The sequence below is a fragment of the Cupriavidus nantongensis genome (genome assembly GCF_001598055.1).
GTDB classification, from domain to species: Bacteria; Pseudomonadota; Gammaproteobacteria; order Burkholderiales; family Burkholderiaceae; genus Cupriavidus; species Cupriavidus nantongensis.
The window spans coordinates 1,572,654-1,590,474 of record NZ_CP014845.1; the positions used below are offsets into that span (position 1 = coordinate 1,572,654).

At 69.8% G+C, this 17,821-nt stretch carries 19 protein-coding genes; 14 read left to right on the top strand and 5 right to left on the bottom strand.

Features of this window, described 5'->3' with window-relative positions; genetic code table 11:
* Positions 1-59 precede the first annotated feature (59 nt).
* Together A2G96_RS28070 and A2G96_RS28075 are read left to right on the top strand one after the other, a co-directional pair.
* The gene (locus A2G96_RS28070; RefSeq protein WP_062803427.1) at positions 60-332 is read left to right on the top strand and encodes a hypothetical protein; all 273 of its coding nucleotides are present in this window, start codon (positions 60-62) and stop codon (positions 330-332) included.
* A gap of 59 nt (positions 333-391) precedes the next feature.
* Positions 392-1,210 carry an SDR family NAD(P)-dependent oxidoreductase gene (locus A2G96_RS28075; protein ID WP_062803428.1) on the top strand — a complete coding sequence of 273 codons (819 nt, stop codon included), beginning with the start codon at positions 392-394 and terminating at the stop codon, positions 1,208-1,210.
* Between the two features lie 14 nt (positions 1,211-1,224).
* Here the strand turns inward: A2G96_RS28075 and A2G96_RS28080 are convergent, their stop codons facing one another.
* Both A2G96_RS28080 and A2G96_RS28085 read right to left on the bottom strand, forming a co-directional pair.
* Positions 1,225-2,061: a BON domain-containing protein gene (locus tag A2G96_RS28080; protein ID WP_062803429.1), complete on the bottom strand. Its 837-nt coding sequence runs from the start codon at positions 2,059-2,061 to the stop codon at positions 1,225-1,227.
* Positions 2,062-2,285: 224 nt separating this feature from the next.
* Positions 2,286-2,489, bottom strand: a complete 204-nt coding sequence (locus tag A2G96_RS28085) for a hypothetical protein (protein ID WP_062803430.1) — start codon at positions 2,487-2,489, stop codon at positions 2,286-2,288.
* Between the two features lie 309 nt (positions 2,490-2,798).
* Between A2G96_RS28085 and flhC the strand changes: the two genes are divergently transcribed.
* The 3 genes from flhC to A2G96_RS28100 all read left to right on the top strand — a co-directional run bounded on the left by flhC (position 2,799) and on the right by A2G96_RS28100 (position 5,048).
* Positions 2,799-3,398, top strand: a complete 600-nt coding sequence (gene flhC, locus A2G96_RS28090) for a flagellar transcriptional regulator FlhC (protein ID WP_062803431.1) — start codon at positions 2,799-2,801, stop codon at positions 3,396-3,398.
* Between the two features lie 112 nt (positions 3,399-3,510).
* On the top strand, positions 3,511-3,891 hold the full coding sequence (locus A2G96_RS28095) for a hypothetical protein (protein WP_062803432.1): 381 nt from the start codon (positions 3,511-3,513) through the stop codon (positions 3,889-3,891).
* Positions 3,892-4,169: 278 nt separating this feature from the next.
* Positions 4,170-5,048: a lipid A biosynthesis lauroyl acyltransferase gene (locus tag A2G96_RS28100; RefSeq protein ID WP_062803433.1), complete on the top strand. Its 879-nt coding sequence runs from the start codon at positions 4,170-4,172 to the stop codon at positions 5,046-5,048.
* A gap of 3 nt (positions 5,049-5,051) precedes the next feature.
* Here the strand turns inward: A2G96_RS28100 and A2G96_RS28105 are convergent, their stop codons facing one another.
* Positions 5,052-5,783, bottom strand: a complete 732-nt coding sequence (locus tag A2G96_RS28105; protein WP_231909674.1) for an IclR family transcriptional regulator — start codon at positions 5,781-5,783, stop codon at positions 5,052-5,054.
* A gap of 210 nt (positions 5,784-5,993) precedes the next feature.
* Between A2G96_RS28105 and A2G96_RS28110 the strand changes: the two genes are divergently transcribed.
* The 4 genes from A2G96_RS28110 (at position 5,994) to A2G96_RS28125 (ending at position 10,229) form a co-directional block, all read left to right on the top strand.
* Positions 5,994-6,764, top strand: a complete 771-nt coding sequence (locus tag A2G96_RS28110) for an enoyl-CoA hydratase/isomerase family protein (RefSeq protein ID WP_062803434.1) — start codon at positions 5,994-5,996, stop codon at positions 6,762-6,764.
* A gap of 11 nt (positions 6,765-6,775) precedes the next feature.
* On the top strand, positions 6,776-7,978 hold the full coding sequence (locus A2G96_RS28115) for a CaiB/BaiF CoA transferase family protein (RefSeq protein WP_062803435.1): 1,203 nt from the start codon (positions 6,776-6,778) through the stop codon (positions 7,976-7,978).
* A gap of 20 nt (positions 7,979-7,998) precedes the next feature.
* Complete coding sequence (locus tag A2G96_RS28120; RefSeq protein WP_062803436.1) at positions 7,999-9,165, top strand: acyl-CoA dehydrogenase family protein; 1,167 nt, start codon at positions 7,999-8,001, stop codon at positions 9,163-9,165.
* 62 nt (positions 9,166-9,227) lie between these two features.
* On the top strand, positions 9,228-10,229 hold the full coding sequence (locus A2G96_RS28125; protein WP_062803437.1) for a Bug family tripartite tricarboxylate transporter substrate binding protein: 1,002 nt from the start codon (positions 9,228-9,230) through the stop codon (positions 10,227-10,229).
* Positions 10,230-10,249: 20 nt separating this feature from the next.
* Here A2G96_RS28125 and A2G96_RS28130 read toward each other — a convergent pair whose 3' ends face one another.
* Positions 10,250-11,143 (bottom strand): LysR family transcriptional regulator, encoded by an 894-nt coding sequence (locus A2G96_RS28130; RefSeq protein ID WP_062803438.1) that lies wholly within the window; start codon positions 11,141-11,143, stop codon positions 10,250-10,252.
* A gap of 133 nt (positions 11,144-11,276) precedes the next feature.
* On the opposite strand from A2G96_RS28130, the gene A2G96_RS28135 reads away from it, so the two are divergent.
* The 4 genes from A2G96_RS28135 (at position 11,277) to A2G96_RS28150 (ending at position 16,291) form a co-directional block, all read left to right on the top strand.
* The gene (locus A2G96_RS28135) at positions 11,277-12,830 is read left to right on the top strand and encodes an acyl-CoA synthetase (RefSeq protein ID WP_062803439.1); all 1,554 of its coding nucleotides are present in this window, start codon (positions 11,277-11,279) and stop codon (positions 12,828-12,830) included.
* Positions 12,831-12,856: 26 nt separating this feature from the next.
* Complete coding sequence (locus A2G96_RS28140) at positions 12,857-14,038, top strand: acyl-CoA dehydrogenase family protein (RefSeq protein WP_062803440.1); 1,182 nt, start codon at positions 12,857-12,859, stop codon at positions 14,036-14,038.
* A 77-nt stretch (positions 14,039-14,115) separates the two neighbouring features.
* Positions 14,116-15,117, top strand: a complete 1,002-nt coding sequence (locus A2G96_RS28145) for a tripartite tricarboxylate transporter substrate binding protein (protein WP_062803441.1) — start codon at positions 14,116-14,118, stop codon at positions 15,115-15,117.
* Positions 15,118-15,196: 79 nt separating this feature from the next.
* A complete protein-coding gene (locus tag A2G96_RS28150; RefSeq protein ID WP_062803442.1) occupies positions 15,197-16,291 on the top strand; it encodes a CaiB/BaiF CoA transferase family protein in 1,095 nt (364 codons plus the stop codon).
* 71 nt (positions 16,292-16,362) lie between these two features.
* Here the strand turns inward: A2G96_RS28150 and A2G96_RS28155 are convergent, their stop codons facing one another.
* Positions 16,363-16,605, bottom strand: a complete 243-nt coding sequence (locus A2G96_RS28155) for a hypothetical protein (RefSeq protein WP_042879660.1) — start codon at positions 16,603-16,605, stop codon at positions 16,363-16,365.
* A gap of 207 nt (positions 16,606-16,812) precedes the next feature.
* Between A2G96_RS28155 and A2G96_RS28160 the strand changes: the two genes are divergently transcribed.
* Positions 16,813-17,778, top strand: a complete 966-nt coding sequence (locus A2G96_RS28160) for an alpha/beta hydrolase (RefSeq protein WP_062803443.1) — start codon at positions 16,813-16,815, stop codon at positions 17,776-17,778.
* The last annotated feature ends 43 nt before the right edge of the window (positions 17,779-17,821 follow it).

The window sequence follows — 17,821 nt, forward strand, 5'->3', positions numbered from 1 at the left end:
GCGCGGGACCGGGAACGGGACTTGCACGACCCACACAATCCCTCTGCGCCCCCTTTGCCATGGAAGACCCCGAAATTACCGCTTCTGAAGCCCGGCGCGATCCGCTGGCCGGCACGGCGCGCGGCGTGATGCGCGTGGTCGATGCGCTGACGCAGACCGCGCTGGTGGTCGCCACCGCCACGCTGGCGTGGGCGCTGTGGCGCCGTTCCGATGCCTATGCGTGGTTCGGCGGGCTCGGCCCCGGCACCGCGGTGACGCTGGCGGTGCTGGTGACGCTGGTGGCGCTGCTGGGGGTCTGGATGGGCGTGCGCACCTGGCGGCGGGTTGGCTGATGCGTCGCTAATCCTTACAACGCCACAGTAAAAACTCGCCACAAACCCGAGGAGATACGGTGCCCGACACTTTGCTTCGCCGTACCGGCCTGCTTGCCGTCGTCACCGGGGCATCCTCCGGCATCGGCTACGAGTTGGCGCGCTGCTGCGCGCAGCGCGGCTATGACCTGCTGATCGCCGCGGACGAGCCGCAGATCGAGATCGCCGCCAGGCAGCTGCGCGACGAAGGCACCGAGGTGACCGCGCTGCAGGCAGACCTGTCCACGCCTGAAGGCGTCGAGCAGGTCTGCGCCGCACTCGGCGGGCGCCGCGTCGACGTGCTGTGCGCCAATGCCGGCCGCGGCCTGGGCCACGCCTTCCTGGACCAGGACTTCGCGGCGATCCAGCGCGTGGTGGAGACCAACGTGACCGGCACCCTGCATCTGCTGCACCGGGTCGGTCGGCTCATGCGCGCGCAGCACGAGGGGCGCATCCTGATCACGGGATCGATCGCCGGCTTCGTCCCGGGCACCTGCCAGGCCGTGTACAACGCGTCCAAGGCCTTCCTGGATTCCTTCTCCTACGCGCTGCGGCATGAGCTGCAGCACACCGGCGTGACCGTCACCTGCCTGATGCCGGGTGCCACCGAAACCGATTTCTTCGAACGTGCGGACCTGCTCGATACCCGGCTCGGCCAGCAGAAGAAGGGCGATCCCGCCGAGGTGGCGCGGATCGGCTTCGATGCCATGATGCGCGGCGAGGGCGAAGTGGTGCCGGGCTGGCAGAACAAGCTGCGCGCCGCCATTGCCATGGTGACGCCCGCCGACGTGCTGGCCGAGCAGCATCGCCGCATGGCCGAGCCGCAGCAGGCGCCGGCGGACAAGCCGCCGGCCGCCTAGTGCTGCGGCCAGGATCAGCCCATGCGCGTGGTGCCGCCGGTGCTGTCGCGTCCCTGGCCGGGACCGCCGCTGCCGGTTTCCATGCCGCCGCCATAGCTGCTGGCGCTGGAGCCGGTGGCACTGCCTGAACTGCTGACGCCGCTGACGCGCCCCTGGCCCGATGGGCCGGACTGCGCCCCTTCGGTGATCCCGGACACGCCGAACGCGCCCGGCGCGCCCAGGCGCACCGCGTTATGGATCTCCTGCACGCCGAAGACATCGTCGACGATGTCCTCGATGCAGTACTTCTGGCGCCGGTCGCGCACGTTGCCGGTCAGGCGCACCACGCCGCCCTGCACTTCGACCTCCACGTCGCGCACATCGACATGGCGCGCATGCGCGAGCCGCTCGCAGATGTCCTCGCGGATGCGCTCGTCGCTGCGCTGGTAGCCCTTGGGGCCGACGCGGTCGCGCCCGCGCGGCAGGTCGCGCCACGCATTGCCGCGGCTGTCGCCACCGCTCTCGCCCCACTCGTCACGCACCTCGCTGCCGCGGCGCCAGGCTTCGTCCTCTTCCCATGGCGGGCGCCGCGAAGAGGTTTCCCAGACACGCTGCGCCGGGCTCGAGCGTCCGCCGTAGTAGCCGGACTCGCGCACGTCGCTGTCGTGCCGCTGGCGGCCTTCATAGCGGCCTTCGCCGTAGTCGCGCGCGGGGCCGCCGCGCTGGCCGTAGCGCCCCTCGCCGTAGCCGCGCGGGTCGTCGCTGCGCGGGTCGTTGCTGCGCGGGTCGTTGCCGCGATTGCGGCGGAATTCATCGGCGTCGCGGTCCTCGCGCCACCAGGAGCCGCCGCCTTCATTTCGGAATGGATGCATCGCTGTCTCCAAGGGTTGAGCTTCCGGCGCGGCCAGGCGGGCCGCGCAGCCAGTCACCGGGGCGCAAGTTCCATACCATTGGCGGGCATGGAGGGCGGCATGCATGCCGCGCGCCCCGCACCAAAGCACACCAAAGCACACCAAAGCAAAGGCGGGCGCCACCGGTATGGGGCGCCCGCCGTTGTCATGAAAGCCGGGTTGCTGCGGGGTTGCCGGGGGGCTCGTCATGCGGCCAGGGGAGTGAGGCCGCGCGGGGCATCGTCCTCGTCTTCATGCACGATCAGCACCACACCGCGCCGCTTGGCCGCGGCCATGCCGATGTTGACGGCGACGTCGCGGTCGTCGCACTGGACCAGGCCCTTGCGCGCGCTTTCGACCGTCAGTTCCCAGCCCTGCGCGGTCTGCCTGATCAGGAAGTTTGCAGCCATGGGTTGCTCCCTGTCGTTGGTGTTCTTGCAGCGTAGCCCATGGACAGAACCGTTAAATCGGCGTCTGTCCGATAGCGTGTGGGCGCTTCTCCTACAGTCGTCGCGGATGGCGTGCCGGGCACCGACAAATTGCGCCAACAACGGACGAGGGCAAATCGCTGCCGTCGATCGCGGAATTGCGATTGTTGACAAGAATCACGGATATAGCCGCGCTGCGATCCAAGAATCCTCGTCAATGACGCAAAGCCAGACCCGGCGGGACGCATGCGGACAGCGCCGCACTGTGACGCGCCGGGGCAGGAGGAGACCATGGACACACACCCTGTCGTTGCCACCGGCGGCTCCGCGGCGGCGGCTTCCGGCCCATTGCCGGCACACGGCCCAAAGAGCGTGCTGCACGAACTGGAGCAAACCCTGCTCGCGATCGAGATGATCGGCCTGGGCGCGCGCCTGCAGGTGCTGGAAGCAGAAGTCTCGCTCCCGCGCGAGCGGCTGACCCGCCTGTACAAGGAGCTTTGCGGAACGTCGCCGCCCAAGGGAATGCTGCCGTTCTCGACCGACTGGTTCCTGAGCTGGCGCCCCAACGCCCATGCCTCGATGCTGCTCGGCGCCTACCGCCACATGGTCCGTGCCGGCCACCTCGACGGCGTCCGTGCCACCCTCGCCGGCTTCCGCATGTATCGCGAACACCTGAGCGTCACCGGCGAGGCCGCCCAGCTCAGCTTTACCCGCGCCTGGATGCTGGTCCGCTTCTATGAGCGCGGCATGCTGCAGCTGGCGCGCTGCCAGTGTTGCCGCGGCGAATTCGTGGTGTGCGCCAACGATGCGCGCCAGCGCTACATCTGCGGCCTGTGCCTGCCGCCGGCACGCGCGGGCAAGTGCCGCAAGCCCGGACCCGCCGGCACGTGAACATCGGTGCCGCGCCGGCGCCATTGTCTGCTGCCGCACAGTCCGGCCACCCGCACCCTTCCATGATGGATGCACCCGACCACCCGCCCCTGGCGCATCCGGAGCCTCGCCCATGTTCAAGATCCCCATGCTCGGCAAGAGGCTGGGCACACCCGCGCCCGAGGCCCGCGGCAAGGCCAGCGCCGAGTCACCTTCCGCGCCCCCCGGCACCAGCGTGCCGCGCAAGGGCATGCCGGAACAGCTTGCGCAGAACCTCAAGACCCAGGGCGACGCCATGATCCAGTACGGCGCGCGGCTGCTGGTGATGCGCGAGATGCTGTGCGCCATGGCGGTGGCGCTGCCGCCCGACGCGCGCGCCAGCGCCCAGCGGCAGTTCCGGCAGCGCATCGACCAGTTACTGTCGCTGACCGACGACCACGTGCTGCCGGCCGAATTCCACACGGCGCTGCTGGCCGAGGTCAATTACTACCTGGGCGAGCTGAAGCAACGCTGACGGCACAGGCTTGCGCATAGCCCGGCATCGGGTGCCGGTTGATACCGGTCGTAACTGCCGTTCCTGGCCCCCTGCCATCGTGCTACAGTGCGCCCTCAGCACAAAGCTGCGCAGCGGCGCATAGCGCACTCCAGCGGCCCGCAACCGGGCGCCGCGGGGATGGCGCGCCAGCGTAGCGCGCGCTTGCCGCTCGCCACCGTTGTGGCGCCGAACCATCGCCGCGCAGCCGCCTGCCCCCGGGGTCCGCCCCGGCCGTCGCTGCCGCCCCCAGGATCTTCATGACGCACCAGCTCCAGGCCGCGCTCACCATTGCAGCCTTCAAGCTCTTTGCCGCCTTGCCCTACGGCGTGACCGCCCGGCTGGGCGACGCCCTCGGCAGGCTGCTGTACCGTATCCCCAGCCGCCGCCGGCGCATCGTCCACACCAACCTGGCGCTGTGCTTCCCGGACATGGATCCGGGCGAGCGCGAGCGGCTGGCGCGCGACCACTTCGGCCACGTGCTGCGCAGCTACCTGGAACGCGGCGTGCAGTGGTTCGGCAACGCCGAGCGGCTGGGCAAGCTGGTCGAGCTGGATTCGCGCATCGACCTGGCCTCGTGCGCCGAGCATCCGACCATCTTCATGGGCTTCCATTTCGTCGGCATCGAGGCCGGCTGCATGTTCTATTCGATGCGCCACCCGGTGGCATCGCTGTACACGCGCATGTCGAGCCCGCTGCTGGAGCAGATCTCGCGCACCCAGCGCGGACGCTTCGGCGCCGAGATGATCCCGCGCAACGGCAGCGGCAAGCAGGTGGTGCGCACGCTGCGCGCCGGCTGCCCGGTAATGCTGGCGGCCGACATGGACTTCGGCATCAACGATTCGGTGTTCGTGCCGTTCTTCGGCGTGCCGGCGTGCACGCTGACCTCGGCCTCGCGCCTGGCCAGCATGACCGGCGCGCGCGTGGTGCCGTTCACCACCGAAGTGCTGCCCGACTACCGCGGCTACCGGCTGCGCGTGTTCGACCCGCTCGAAGGCTTTCCTTCCGGCTGCGTCGAAGAGGACTCGCGCCGCATGAACGCCTTCCTCGAAACCCAGATCGCCACCATGCCGGAGCAGTATTACTGGATCCACCGGCGCTTCAAGAACCGGCCGGAAGGCATGCCGTCGGTGTACTGACGGCTAGCCGGCGGCGCGCCGCCAGGCTTGCTGGATCTCGGCCACCAGCCGCGTCAGCTGCGCGGCATGGCGCGCGTGGTCGCGGCGACGCTCGGTGTCGCTGAACGGGTAGCTGATGTTGAGCCCGTACAGCTGCTGGTCCGGACCCGAGAAGGCCGCGCCCACGGCCAGCAGATGCCCCGGCTGGTAGGCCGCGGTGCAATGGCCGTGCCGCTGAGCCTGCGCGATGCCGCGCAGCACGCGCGCGCGCATGCCCGGCCAGGCCTCGCCCTGGCGGGCGGCGATGCCGGCCAGCAGGTCCCTGCGCACCTCCTCCGGCTGCGCCGCCAGCCATGACAGGCCGATCGCCGTCAGCTCCATCGGCACGCGCGAGCCCGGCACCACGCGGCGCGTGCGCGAGACGCTGTCGCGGCTGTGCCGGATCGACGCCAGGTACACCATCTCCAGCTGGTCCCCCACCGCCAGCCCCACGTTGACCTTGCCGGCCTCGGCCACCTTGCGCATCAGCGGCAGCGCAATCTCCGGCGCGCGGCTGGACTGGTGGAAGGCATCGGCCAGGCTCAGCACCACCGGCGCCAGCCGGTAGGCGCGCTCGTTGACGTCGTAGCGCAGGAAACCGGCATCGACCAGCGAACGCGTCAGCCGGCTCACGGTCGGGCGCGGCAGGCCGGTGCGCCCGGCCAGTTCCGCATTGGTCAGGCTGGTGGTGCCGACACGGAAGGCACGCAGCAGCACCAGCCCGCGCTCCAGCGACTGGCTGCCCGCGGTGCCCGGGTAAAGCGGCCGGTCCGATGGGTCACGCTGCGCGTGGAGTCCGGCGGCGGGGGGGAGCCAGGCATCGCTGTCAATTTCAGTGAGTGAAATTCGAGTATAGCGGCGCGGCAGCACCGCGCGAATACTGTGGACACGCGGCCCCGAGCCGGCCACCCCCACAGGAGCCCCCGCATGTCATCCGCTGCCGAGATCCACGTCACCCGCGACGGCCACGTCGCCCGCGTGGTGCTGTCCCGCCCGCCGCACAACTTTGTCGATGCCGAGGTGATGCGGCGCCTGGCCGATACCCTGCTGGCGCTCGACGACGACCACCATTGCCGCGCCATCGTGCTGGCCTCTGGCGTCGGCGCGTTCTGCGCCGGTGCCGACTTCAGCGGCACCGGCCAGGATGAAGTCGCAAGCGACCCCGCCGCCTTCTATGTGCATGCGATGAAGCTGTACCGCAACCGCAAGCCGATCGTCGCCGCGGTGGCGGGCGCCGCCATCGGCGCGGGGCTGGGGCTGGCGCTGGTGGCGGACTTCCGCGTGACCTGCGCCGAGGCGCGCTTCAGCGCCAACTTCAACCGACTGGGCTTCCATCCGGGTTTCGGCCTGAGCCTGACGCTGCCGCGCCTGGTGGGCGAGCAGCAGGCAGCGCTGCTGTGCTACACCGGCCGGCGCATCACCGGGACCGAGGCAGTCAGCATCGGCCTGGCCGACGAACTGGTCGCCCGGGACGAGGTCGATGCCCGCGCCATGGCGCTGGCGCAGGAGATCGCTGCCTCGGCCCCGCTCGCGGTGGAAACCACGCGCGCCACGCTGCGCGACGGGCTGGCCGACCGCATTGCCGAGATCAACCAGCGCGAGCTGGCGATCCAGCGCGGACAGTTCCTCAGCGAGGATTTCCGCGAGGGCGTCGCCGCCATGGCCGCGCGCCGCGCCCCCGTGTTCCAGCGCCGTTGAAGGAGGCATCGATGAGCGCAGCAGACAGCGAAGCGGACAAGCGCGCGGCACCGGCCGGCCCGCTCGACGGCATCCGTGTGCTCGACCTGACCGCGGTCGTGCTCGGCCCGCTGGCAACGCAGGTGCTGGCCGACTTCGGCGCCGACGTGATCAAGGTCGAAGGCCCCGAGGGCGACCTGATGCGCGCCAATGGCGTGTCGCAGCACGCCGGCATGAGCTCGATCTACCTGGCGCTGAACCGCAACAAGCGCTCGGTCGTGCTCGACCTGAAGACCGCCGAGGGCGCGGCGGCGCTGCGCGGCCTGATTGCCGGCGCCGACGTGCTGGTGCACAACATGCGCGTCGCGGCGATCGAGCGGCTGGGCTTCGGCTATGCCGAGGTCGCGCGCATCAACCCGCGCATCGTCTATTGCATGGCCACCGGCTTCGGCCAGGACGGCCCGCACCGCGACAAGCCGGCCTTCGACGACATCATCCAGGCCGGCTGCGGCCTGGTCGCGCTGGGCTCCGCAGGCGGCGAGCGCCCGGAATACGTGCCCAGCCTGCTTGCCGACAAGACCACCGGGCTGGCGCTGGCCAATGCCGTGCTGGCCGCGCTGCTGTACCGCGAGCGCCACGGCGTGGGCCAGCTGGTCGAGGTGCCGATGCTCGAAACCATGACCGCCTTCGTGATGACCGAGCACCTGGGCGGCCTGACCTTCGACCCGCCCCCGGCCGGCGCCGGCTACGCGCGCCTGCTGCAAGGCGGGCGGCGCCCCGCGCCGACCCGCGACGGCTGGATCTGCGCGCTGCCCTACACCGAGCGCCACTGGCAGGCCTTCTTCCGCGCGGTGGGCCGCGACGACCTGGCCGAGCGCTACGACGTGGCCGACCGCGCGCAGCGCAACGCCAATATCCGCGCGCTGTACGGCCACCTGGCGGAGTTGACGCCGGCGCGCAGCACGGACGAATGGATGCAGCTGTTCGAGTCGCTCGACATTCCCGCCACGCCCATCTACGGCCTCGATGCGCTGGTCGACCACCCGCACCTGCGCGCGGTCGGGCTGTTCCAGCAAACCCAGCACCCTACCGAAGGCCCGTTGCGCGAACTGCGTCCGGCCGCGCGCTTCTCGGCCACGCCGCTGTCGCTGCGCCGCCATGCGCCGGCGCTCGGCGAGCACACCGACGAGGTCTTGCGAGAACTGGGCATCGCCCAGGATGCGCGGCAGTCATAACGAATCAGGAGGAGACCGTCATGAACTTTGAACTGGACGAAGAACACCGCATGCTCAAGGACCTGGTCGCGCGTTTCGTGCGCGAGCAGCTGATCCCGCTGGAACCCACGGTGCTGGCGCGCGAAGCCGCTGGCGGCCAGATGGCGCTGCTGCCCGAAGAGCAGGCGCGCCTGGACGCGATGTCGCGCGAACTGGGCCTGTGGGGCCTGGATGCCCCGACCGAGCTGGGCGGCTCCGACCTGCCGACGGTGGCGATGGTGGGGGTCAATGAAGAACTGGGCAAGACCATCACCCCCTATGACCTGCCGCCGGATTCGCCCAACCTGCGCATGCTGATGCTGACCGCGAGCGCGGCCCAGCGCGAGCGCTACCTGGCCCCGTATGCGCGCGGCGAGACCGTGTCGGCCATCGCCATCTCGGAACCGGGCGCCGGCGGCGATCCGGCCATGATGGCCACGCGCGCCGAGCGCGATGGCGACCACTGGGTGCTGAACGGGCGCAAGATCTGGATCAGCCGAGCGGCGCGCGCCGACTGGACCATCGTCATGGCCGTGACCGACAAGGCCCGCGGCGCGCGCGGCGGCATCTCGGCGTTTATCGTCGAGCGCGGCACGCCCGGGCTGCGGGTCGAGCGGCGCATCCCGATGATCGGCGGCGCCTCGACCTATGAAGTGGTGCTGGAAGACTGCCGCATCCCCGCCACGCAATTGCTCGGCGCCGAAGGACAGGGCTTTGCGCCGATGCAGGCGCGGCTGTCGACGCGGCGCGTGCAGATGGCGGCCTGGTGCATCGGCCGCGCCCAGCGCGCGCTGGACATGATCTGCGAGTACGCCCCGCAGCGCCAGACCTTCGGCGCGCCGCTGGCGCAGCGCCAGGCGATCCAGTGGTGGGTGGCCGACGCCGCCACGCGCATCCATGCCTGCCGGCTGATGACCTACGAAGCCGCCAGCCGCATCGACGCCGGCGAGGAAGCCCGCACGCAGGTGTCGATGATCAAGGTGTTCGCCACCGAAATGGCCTGGGACGTGATCGACCAGGCCATGCAGACCTTCGGCGCGATGGGCATGACCAAGGAGCTGCCGCTGCAGCAGATGGCCAACGAGACCCGGCTGATGCGCATCTACGAAGGCCCCAGCGAAGTGCACCGCTGGGTCATTGCGCGCGACCTGCTCGGGCTGCGCCGCTAGGCCCGCGCCGATCCCTTGCACCGGCGGAGACACGCCGGGCATTCCACCGTCAGGAGACCACCATGCAACAGGCATTCCGTTCCCGCCGCCGCTTCCTCGGAATCTTTCCGGCCGCGCTGGCGCTGCTGGGCGCAGCCACGCCGCCGGTAGCGCGCGCAGCCGAGACCGACGCCTTTCCGGCCCGGCCGATCCGCTTCATCGTGCCCTTCCCTTCGGGCAGCGGCACCGACACCACCGCGCGCATGTTCGCCAAGAAGATCGGCGAGCTGACCGGCCAGGGCGTGGTGGTCGAAAACAAGCCCGGCGGCAACGGCTTTATCGGCGTGCAGACCGCGCTGAACGCGCCGGCCGACGGCTATACCGTCTTTCTCGGCAGCAACTCCACGCTGTCGACCAATGCCGCCACCTTCCGCAAGCTGCCGTATGACCCGCTGACCGACTTCGCGCCGATCACGCTGCTGTCGCGCGGCCCGTGCGTGATCATCGTGCCGGCCGGCTCGCCCTACCGCACGCTGGCCGAGCTGCTGGACGACGCGCGCAAGCGTCCGGGCGCGCTGAACTACGGCACGGGCTCGATCTCGTACACGCTGTATTCGGAATGGCTCAACGAGCTGGCCCGCATCAAGACCACGGCGGTGCCGTACAAGGGCGCGGGCGATGCCATCAATGGCGTGATGGCGGCCAATGTCGATTTCGCCGTGGTCGATGCCACCGGCGCGATCGAGCTGGCCCGCGGTGGCAAGGTGCGCGCACTGGCCTACACCGCACCGCAGCGCTCGCCGCTGCTGCCGGACGTGCCGTCCATCGTCGAAGCCGGCCTGCCGGACTTCCTGGCCTACAACTGGGTCGCGGCGGCGGTGTCGGCCAAAACGCCGCCGGCGGTGGTGAAGCGGCTGCAGGACCTGTTCACGCAGGCCGGCAATGCCCCGGATGTGCGCGAGTACTACACGCGCCAGTCGACCAAGCTGATCCTGTCGTCGCCGGCCGAGATGCGGCAATACCAGAAGGATGAAATCGAGCGCTGGAAGCGGCTTGCGGCCGTGGCGAAGATCCCGCTGCAGTAAGCGCGCCCCCAACTAGCCAACTAGCCGCTATGCTCGCGCAGCAGCACCGTCAGCCGCTGCGCCAGCGGCGACAGGTAGGCGCCTTCGCGCGTGACCACGCCGATGCGCCGGCGCAGGTCCAGTTCCTCCACGCCCAGCGGCAGCACGCGCAGGCCGCGCTGCATGGCGTCGCCGCTGGCGTTGGCGATGCTCAGCATCTGCGTGCCCTGCATCAGCGCGAACAGCGAGCTGCTGCCAAAGTCGATCTCGATGCGCGGCTGCGGCTCCGGCAGGCCGCGCTGGCGGAACGCCGCGTCGACCTGCTGGCGCAGCGTGATATGCCGCTCGGGCAGCAGCCATTCCTGGTCGGCCAGATCTGCCAGCCGCAGCTTGCGCCGCCGCAGCAGCGCGTGGCCCTGGTCGGCCACCACCACCAGCCGGTCATCGAACAGCGGCTGCACCGCGAAGGTGTCCGCCAGCGCGCCGGACGGGGTGGGCGCCACCGCCATGTCCAGCTCCCCGTCCGCAAGCAGGTCCAGCAGGTCGCGCGCGAGCCGGCGGCGCAGCCGCAGCCGCGCCACCGGGCGCTCGCGCACCAGCTGCTGGCACGCGCCCAGCACAACATCGACCGGGATCGACGGTGAATAGCCCACCCGCAGGATGCCCTGCTCGCCGGTGCGGATGCCCAGCATCTCCTTGATGCCGTCCTGGTACTCCAGCTGGATGCGCCGCGCGCGCTCGAGGAAGCGGGTGCCGGCGTAGGTCGCGGCGATGCCGTTGGCGGTGCGTTCGAACAGCGGCAACCCCGCCTGCGCTTCCACCCGCTGCACCGCCTTGGTCAGCGCCGGCTGGCTGATCCCCAGCGCCTCGGCGGCGCGGCCGATGCCGCCGTGCGCCGCCACGGCGAGGATGTATTCGATATCCCGCGTCTCCATTGCCTCACATTCCCGACGGTTATGGCTTTATAGCCAATGCGTCATTGTGGTGATGACCGTGATCTTACAGACTACAGCGCATGAGCACACCACCGAGCGTGCAGCAACATCCTTCAGCCTTCACGGAGACAGCATGGGTTTCGCGTATTTCCTGCGCCGCGCCGCGCGTTACTGGGGCGACCAGCCCGCCATCCTCTACCAGGACCAGGTGGTGACCTATCGCCAGCTCGACGAACGCTCGACGCGGCTGGCCAATGCGCTGCTGGCGCTGGGCCTGCGTCCAGGCGACCGCGTCGCGGTGCAGTCGCGCAACCGGCCCGAGCTGGTCGAACTGGAATGCGCGCTGTACAAGGCCGGCCTGGTCAAGGCCGCGCTCAACCCGCGCTTTACCGCGGCCGAGGCCAGCGACGTGGTCGAGAACTGCACCCCGCGCGTGCTGATCGCGGGCCCGGGCTATACCGGCTATGACCGCACCACGGCAGGCTTCGGCAGCATCGAGACCTTTATCGCCATCGGCGCGGCGCCCGCCGGCTATGTCGAATACGAGGCGCTGCTGGCCAACGCCGGCACCACCGCGCCCGACATCACCCCGGCGGCCGACGACCTCGCCGTGCTGCATTTCTCGTCGGGCTCCACCGGCAAGATCAAGGCCGCCATGCAGAGCTACGGCAACCGCATGGCGGCGCTGCGCAAGGTGGTGTTGGGCATGGACCGCCCCGCCCGCCCCGGCGACCGGCTGGCGCTGATCGGCCCGGTCACGCATGCGTCCGGCATGCTGATGCAGCCCTACCTGTACGTGGGCGCGACCCTGGTGCTGTTCGACAAATTCGAGCCGGCGCACTTCCTGGCCGAAGTCGCGCGCCTGCGCATCACCCATGTGTTCATGGTGCCGGCGATGATCAACATGCTGCTGGCCGAGCCCACGCTGGCGCAGGCCGACCTGTCGAGCCTGAAGACGCTGGCCTACGGCGCCGCGCCGATGGCGCCGGCACGCATCCGCGAGGCCTGGGAGCGCATCGGCCCGATCCTGTCGCAGGGCTATGGCGCCAGCGAATCGACCTCGGGCGTCACGCGGCTGTCCACCAGCGATCATGCCGATGCGATCGCCAGCCATCCGGAACGCCTGGCCTCGTGCGGCCGCGCGCTGGGCGAGACCGAAGTGCGCGTGGTCGACGAGCACGGCAAGGAAGTCGCGGTGGGCGAGATCGGCGAACTGGTGATCCGCGGCGAAGACGTGTTCCACGGCTACTGGAACGCGCCCGAGCTGACGCGCGAGGTCCTGGTCGACGGCTGGCTGCATACCGGCGACATGGCGCGCGTCGACGAGGCCGGCTACCTGTACCTGGTCGACCGCAAGAAGGACATGATCATCTCCGGCGGCTTCAACGTCTACCCGACCGAGGTCGAGGCCACGCTGTACCAGCACCCCGACGTGCTCGAGGCCTGCGTCATCAGCGTGCCGGACGACACCTGGGGCGAAAGCGTCAAGGCCGTGGTCACGCTGCGTCCCGGGCGCGAGGCCACCGCGCAGCAGCTGATCGCGCATTGCCGCGAGCGCATCGCCGACTACAAGTCGCCGCGCTCGGTCGACTTTGTCGCCGAGCTGCCCAAGAACGCCAGCGGCAAGCTGGCCCGCAAGATCGTGCGCGAACGCTACTGGCAAGGCGTCGGACGCCGCGTCAACTGAACCGGAACCGCACCGAGGAAACCGCCATGTTCGACCACCTGACCAACCCCGTCCTGCTGGAAATCCGCGCCGGCATCCGCCGCTTTATCGACGAAGAGCTGCGCCCGCTTGAACACGAACTCGGCCTGGGTTCCGAGGACCCGTGGCCGCGCGAGACCCTGCGCCAGGTCTGGCGCCGCTCCAGCGAGCTGGGCTTCTACGCCGCCTGCCTGCCCACCGCGCTCGGCGGCAAGGGCCTGAACATCCAGGAGCAATGCGCGCTCAAGGCCGACCTGGCCGCGAGCGGCTCGACCCTGGCCGCGCACGTGCTGGGCGACCTGGGCGGCCCGCCGCGCGTGGGCAACATGCTGAAATACGCCACGCCCGGGCAGCTCGAGCGGTATTTCAAGCCGGTGATCCGCGGCGAGAAATCGACCTGCTTCGCGCTGACGGAAACGCATTCCGGCTCCGATGCGCAGAGCATCAAGACCTCGGCCGTGGCCGACGGCGATGACCTGGTCATCAACGGCGGCAAGCACTACATCAGCGGCGCGCCGTTTGCCGACTTTGCCATCGTCATGTGCGTGACCGACGCCACCTCGACGCCGCCGGCCATCACCGCGGTGCTGGTCGACCTGGACCTGCCGGGCGTGACCGTCACCAACGAATACGTGCCGATGTCCGGCCAGCATATCGACGGCGATATCCGCTTCGACAACGTGCGCGTGCCGCGCGCCAACATCTTTGGCGGCGAAGGCAACGGCTTCAAGCTGGGCATGTCGCGCATCAACGTGAACCGCCTGCTGCACTGCCCCAGCATGCTGGGGCTGGCCATGCGCGCCTATCAGTCGTCGGTCGAATATGCCGGCCAGCGCCGCCAGTTCGGCGGCCCGATCGCGCGCTTCCAGGCGATCCAGCACATGCTGGCCGACATGGCCGCGGCGCTGTGGGCCTGCGAAAGCATGATCGCGCACACCGCCGCGCTGGCCGACGCCGGCGCCGACCTGCGCATGAAGGCCGCGGCGTGCAAGCTCTTTGTCTCGGAGCGCTGCTTCGAGGTGGCGGACAAGGCCGTGCAGATCCACGGCAATGTCGGCGTCACGCGCGGCCATCCGATCGAGCAGACCTTTCGCAAGCTGCGCATGTTTCGCATCTTTACCGGCACCAGCGAGATCCAGCGCAACACCATCGCGCGGGCTATCCTGGAACCGCTGCAACAGAAAGCCTGACCGTGCCGGCGGCGCGGTCGCCGCCGGCATCCGGATCCCGGCCACAGCACAATACGACAAGACCACGGAGACCAAGCATGAACCGCCGAAACTGGCTTGCCACCGCCGGCGCCGCCGCGCTGGGCAGCCTGCTGCTGCCGGCCCGCGCCGCCAGCGCCGCATCCCCCGCATCCTCTTACCCCAGCCGCCCGATCCGGCTGATCGTGCCGTTTATCGCCGGCAGCACGCCGGACAATATCGCGCGCACGCTGTCGGCAGAGCTGGGCAAGAAGCTCGGCCAGCCGCTGGTGGTCGAGAACATGCCCGGCGCCGGCGGCATCATCGGCGCCGGCGCGCTGCGCCGCGCCGCGCCCGACGGCTACACGCTCGGCATCCTGGCCAACTCGCACGTCATCAACGTGCATATGTACCGCAAGATGCCGTACGACCCGACCCAGGACTTCACGCCGATCACGGCGTTGTCGGGCGGGCCGTCGGCGCTGGTGGTGCCGCTGTCGTCGCCGTACAAGAGCGCGGCCGAGCTGGTCGCGGCGATGAAGAAGGAGCCGGGCAAGTTCAACTACGGCTCCGGCGGCAAGGGCAGCATCGCCCATCTGGCGGTGGAGACCATGCTGCACCAGACCGGTTGCGACGCGGTGCATATTCCCTACAAGGGCGCGCCGGAGATCATTACCTCGATGCTGACCGGGCAGACCCAGTTCGGCATGCCGGTGCTGGGCACCGCGACCCAGTACGTGCGCAACAACCAGGTCCGGGTGCTGGCCGTCACCGCAGCCGCGCGCTCCCCGTATTTCCCCGACGTGCCGACCATGGCCGAAGCGCTGCCGCCCGGCTTTGTCATCGACAACTGGAGCGGCCTGTTCGCGCCGGCCAACTTCCCGCCCGAGCTGGCGCAGAAGCTGCACGCCGCGGTGCGCACGCTGCAGACCGCCGGCGTGTTCGACGCCCAGCTCAAGGCCAATGCCGGCGAGCTGCGCCGCAGCGCATCGCCGGCGCAGTTCGGCACCCTGGTGGCCAGCGACAACGCGCGCTATGGCGACCTGATGAAGTCGATCGGCATGACCGGCGACCTGGGCTGATACGGCTGGCCTGCTCCCTGCGCCGCACGCCACGCCGCGCGTGCGGCGCTTGTGTTTTCCCCTTTCCCCGAGGCTCCGCATGAAGCCAGCATGGTCTTGCCTGAACGACGTCACCATCCTCGACGTCAGCCAGTTGCTGCCCGGCCCGCACGCCTGCAGCCTGCTGCGCCAGCTTGGCGCGGAGGTGATCAAGGTCGAGCAGCCCGGCAGCGGCGACACCGCGCGGCAACTGGGCGCGCATGTGTATGCGCAGTTCAACCGCGGCAAGCGCTCGGTGGCGCTGGACCTGAAATCGGACGCCGGCCGTGCAGCCTTCCTGGAGCTGGTGCGCGATGCCGACGCCGTGGTCGAAGGCTTCCGGCCCGGCGTGATGGCGCGCCTGGGACTGGGCTATGACGCGCTGGCGGCGGTCAATCCGGCCATCGTGCTGTGTTCGGTCTCGGGCTTCGGCCAGACCGGACCGTACGCCAGCCACGCCGGGCATGACCTGAACTACCTGGCGCTGGCGGGATACTGGGCCACGCCGGTGCAGGTGCACGATGCGGTCTCGCGCCCGCGCGTGCGGTTGTCGGATTACGCAGCGTCAGGCTACGCCGCGTTATCGCTGGCCGTGGCGATCATGAGCGCGCGGCAGAACGGACAGGGGCAGCATCTCGATGTCTCGATCCACGACGCCGTGCTGTCGTGGACCGCGCATGGCGCCTGGACCGCGCGCGCGCACCAGGCCTCGCCCCTTGCATCATCCACCGTGATGCCGGAAAACGACCTGTTCGAAACCCGCGACCGGCGGCACCTGGCGCTGGGCATCCTCGAGAACAAGTTCTGGGACAACCTGTGCGCGGCGCTGGGCGACGCGTTCCCGGCCCTGCGCGATCCGCGCTTCGCCACGCGCGCCGGGCGCGGCGGGCACAAGGTGGAGGTCAATGATCTGCTGGCGGCGGTGTTTCGCACGCGGGATCTGGCGGAATGGGAGGACTTCTTTGCGCCGCTGGATATTCCGTTCTCGCCGGTGCTGGGGGCGGGCGAGTTGTTCGACGATGCGCAGGTGCGGGCGCGGGGGGTGGTGCGGCCGATCGGGGGCGGGATTACGGTGAACTTTCCGGTGAAGTTCTCGTTGGGGTTGCCGGAGGGGGAGGATTTTGTGGCGGGGGTTGGCGAACACGATCCGCGGTAGCGGCGTCATGCCGTTGCGCTCGCCGTTCCCGCGAAGGCGGGAACGGCGAGGGTGGTTTTGTCCGCGGCGCCTCAGCGTTTCTCGTCGAGCAGGTCGTTCAGGATCTCGTCGAACGCAGCCTGCGCGTCCTCCAGCGCCTGCAGTGCCGCGTCAAAGGTCTGCAGCGCCAGTTTCGACGGCTTGCCGCTGCCCTGCGGCGGATAGTGGGCCTGCAGCGCGGTGAAGGCGACCTGCACCTGCCGCGTGGCCGCAACCACGCGTTCCATGGCCTGCGCCTCTTCGGCGCGGTATTGCTCGTGTTTCTGTTCGCTCATGCCGGTTGGCTCCTTGGCTCCCTTGGCTCCGTGAAGGCGCGTCGTCCCGGTGGGGTACGCGCGCCCGAATGAGGCATATCGTACAAGAACTGCGCCGGCCGGCTTGCGCCGCGGCCACGCCGACGGCAAAAATAAGGTAGGCTGCGCGGCTGGGCGGCAAGGCCGGCGCACACGCGCCACGCCTGGCCGCGGCCACTGACGAATGCCATGCCACTGACCACCCGCCGCGCGCTGGCGGCCGCGCTGATGACCGCCAGCGGCTTCGCCTGCTACTGGACCTACCTGACGCTGAACCAGGACCGGCTGCTGTTCGACGCGCGCCGGCGCCCCCCGCGCGACCTGCCCGACGGCATCATCGGTTATTCGCACCTGATCCCCGGCGGCGTGGTGCGCGGCTACATCTACCACGCGCCCGGCGACGCCGTGCGCGACCTGCTGTTCTACCTGCCCGGCCGCGGCGAAGATGTGCTGGAAACGCTGCAATACGCGCGCTGGCTGCCTGCCGGCATGGGCTTCGCCACCTACGATTACCGCGGCCTGGGCCATTCCGACGGGCGCCCGTCCGAAAGCGCCGCGGTGGCCGACGCCAGCCAGTTCCTGCTGCATGTGCGGCGCGTGTTCCCGGACGCGCGCGTGCACGTGGTGGGTCGCAGCCTGGGAACAGGCGTGGCGATCCAGCTGGCCGACCTGCAGGATTTCGAGAGCCTGCAGCTGATCACCCCCTACGACTCGCTGCTCGAGCTGGTGCGCAAGCGCTTTCCGCTGGTGCCGCTGCGCCAGCTGATGCGCCACCACTTCGACTCGATCTCGCATTGCAAAAAGGTCGTGCAGAGCACGAAGGTGCTGCTGGCCGCCACCGACGAAGTGGTGCCGCACGCCTGCTCCGAACGGCTGATGGCGGCGTGGCCCGGCCCGGTGGCGCTGCAGACCATGCCGGACACCGATCACTTCACCATCATCGAACGCGAGGAAACCTGGCTCTCGCTGTGCGAATTCGCGCGCCAGCACAGCCAGACGCGCCTGCGCGTGGCGGTGGTCCAGACAGAGCCGCAGCCAGCACCGCGGCCGGTATCGCCGGAGGTATCGCCGGATGTATCGCCGGAGGTCTCGCCGCCGCAGCCGGACGACCATGACGAACTGGGCAATCCGCTGCCGCTGGCGGCCAACCGCTGAGCCGGTCGCCGGATCGGCCAGTTGCAGCAGGTAAAATGCGGCC

Coding starts and splice junctions, on each gene's coding strand:
- A2G96_RS28070 (WP_062803427.1), top strand. CDS start 60: ATGGAAGACCCCGAAATTACCGCTTCTGAAGCCCGGCGCGATCCGCTG.
- A2G96_RS28080 (WP_062803429.1), bottom strand. CDS start 2,061: ATGCATCCATTCCGAAATGAAGGCGGCGGCTCCTGGTGGCGCGAGGAC.
- A2G96_RS28085 (WP_062803430.1), bottom strand. CDS start 2,489: ATGGCTGCAAACTTCCTGATCAGGCAGACCGCGCAGGGCTGGGAACTG.
- flhC (WP_062803431.1), top strand. CDS start 2,799: ATGGACACACACCCTGTCGTTGCCACCGGCGGCTCCGCGGCGGCGGCT.
- A2G96_RS28095 (WP_062803432.1), top strand. CDS start 3,511: ATGTTCAAGATCCCCATGCTCGGCAAGAGGCTGGGCACACCCGCGCCC.
- A2G96_RS28100 (WP_062803433.1), top strand. CDS start 4,170: ATGACGCACCAGCTCCAGGCCGCGCTCACCATTGCAGCCTTCAAGCTC.
- A2G96_RS28110 (WP_062803434.1), top strand. CDS start 5,994: ATGTCATCCGCTGCCGAGATCCACGTCACCCGCGACGGCCACGTCGCC.
- A2G96_RS28115 (WP_062803435.1), top strand. CDS start 6,776: ATGAGCGCAGCAGACAGCGAAGCGGACAAGCGCGCGGCACCGGCCGGC.
- A2G96_RS28120 (WP_062803436.1), top strand. CDS start 7,999: ATGAACTTTGAACTGGACGAAGAACACCGCATGCTCAAGGACCTGGTC.
- A2G96_RS28125 (WP_062803437.1), top strand. CDS start 9,228: ATGCAACAGGCATTCCGTTCCCGCCGCCGCTTCCTCGGAATCTTTCCG.
- A2G96_RS28130 (WP_062803438.1), bottom strand. CDS start 11,143: ATGGAGACGCGGGATATCGAATACATCCTCGCCGTGGCGGCGCACGGC.
- A2G96_RS28135 (WP_062803439.1), top strand. CDS start 11,277: ATGGGTTTCGCGTATTTCCTGCGCCGCGCCGCGCGTTACTGGGGCGAC.
- A2G96_RS28140 (WP_062803440.1), top strand. CDS start 12,857: ATGTTCGACCACCTGACCAACCCCGTCCTGCTGGAAATCCGCGCCGGC.
- A2G96_RS28145 (WP_062803441.1), top strand. CDS start 14,116: ATGAACCGCCGAAACTGGCTTGCCACCGCCGGCGCCGCCGCGCTGGGC.
- A2G96_RS28150 (WP_062803442.1), top strand. CDS start 15,197: ATGAAGCCAGCATGGTCTTGCCTGAACGACGTCACCATCCTCGACGTC.
- A2G96_RS28155 (WP_042879660.1), bottom strand. CDS start 16,605: ATGAGCGAACAGAAACACGAGCAATACCGCGCCGAAGAGGCGCAGGCC.
- A2G96_RS28160 (WP_062803443.1), top strand. CDS start 16,813: ATGCCACTGACCACCCGCCGCGCGCTGGCGGCCGCGCTGATGACCGCC.